The sequence below is a fragment of the Marinitoga sp. 1154 genome (assembly GCF_013363285.1).
Classification (GTDB): Bacteria; Thermotogota; Thermotogae; order Petrotogales; family Petrotogaceae; genus Marinitoga.
Map to the genome: position 1 here is coordinate 1 of NZ_LBFB01000057.1, position 1,486 is coordinate 1,486.

Genomic DNA, 1,486 nt, shown 5'->3' on the forward strand with positions numbered 1-1,486 from the left:
AATTTTTAAGTGCATACATAGAATTACTTGGAGGAAAAGTATATCCAGAAACACAAATAGGCGGAGGAAGAATAGATTTAATGGTAATGTATAACAGAAAAGAATATTTAATAGAAATAAAAGCAAATATAATAAAATATGAATACGAAATAGCCAAAAGACAAATAAAAGAATATATAAAAAGTAAAGGGCTAAAAGAAGGATGGCTAATAATATATTCAAATACAATAAAAGATTTTGAATATAATTTAGAAGAAGAAAATGGGATAAAATTACATATATGGTTTATAAAAACTAAATTTGAAAATCCGTCGAAGATAAAACAATAACTGGGTAGAAAGAGGCGTGAATATTTTTTTTGAAAATATTGAAATGTTTTTATTTTGAGAATTTATTTTTTAAAATAAAATGATTTTATCCTAATCTTTACCGAAGGTATGTTATACGGAGGTGAGCCATGAGAAAAAAAATACCATATGGAGAACAAAATTTTGAAAGAGTAATAATGCAAAACTACTATTACATAGATAGAACAGAATATATAGAAAAATTAGAATCATTAAATGAAAAAAATATTGTATTTTTAAGGCCGAGGAAATTTGGAAAAACATTGTTCTTAGATACACTTGCAAAGTATTATGATGTCAATTATGCAGATAAGTTTGAAGCGTTATTTAAAGACTTATATATAGGAAAAAATCCAACTTCACTAAAAAACAGTTATTATATATTATACATGAATTTTTCAGGAGTTCAAACAGAAGATAGAGATGTGTTAATAAGAAGTTTTAAAAGTGTTTTAATTACTTCTCTAACGACATTTAATGAACAGTATGATAAAAATATTATAATAAAAGAAGAATATACAGAACCAGCAGATATATTAAGAGAATTTTTAGCAGCATCAAAAAAACGACTTGACAAACCAATATACTTATTAATAGACGAATACGACCACTTTGCAAATGAATTATTGAGTTTTAACCTTGATTTATTCAAAGACAGCGTAACAAAACATGGATTTGTAAGGAAATTCTATGAAGAAATAAAAAAAGGAACACAAACAATAATAGAAAGACTGTTCATGACAGGAGTAAGTCCAATAATGTTAGACTCATTAACCAGTGGTTTTAATATAACAATGAATATAACATTAGCACCAGAATTCAATGAAATGCTTGGATTCAAAGAAGAAGAAGTAAAAGAATTATTGGAATATTATGACATATATTCAGAAAAATTATTAAAAGAAATGCAGGAAAATTATAATGGATATAGATTCAATAAAGAAGTAAAAGCAAAAGTATATAATCCAGATATGGTATTTTATTTCATAATACAATATGGAAGAACAAAAAAACCACCAGAAAAAATAATAGATGACAACATAATGAGTGATTACAAAAAAGTACAGAATCTATTTAGCTTAGGAGAATTACTTGGAGTAAAAATAGACAAAGACAACAAAAAGGAACTAGTATTATTA

At 25.1% G+C, this 1,486-nt stretch carries 2 protein-coding genes; both read left to right on the forward strand.

Annotated features, from left to right (window positions below; genetic code table 11):
- The coding region (locus XO12_RS11030) for a PD-(D/E)XK nuclease domain-containing protein (protein ID WP_175420340.1) at positions 1-329 on the forward strand (329 nt) is incomplete at its 5' end.
- 128 nt (positions 330-457) lie between these two features.
- On the forward strand, positions 458-1,486 hold a 1,029-nt coding region (locus XO12_RS11035; RefSeq protein ID WP_175420341.1), incomplete at its 3' end, for an AAA family ATPase.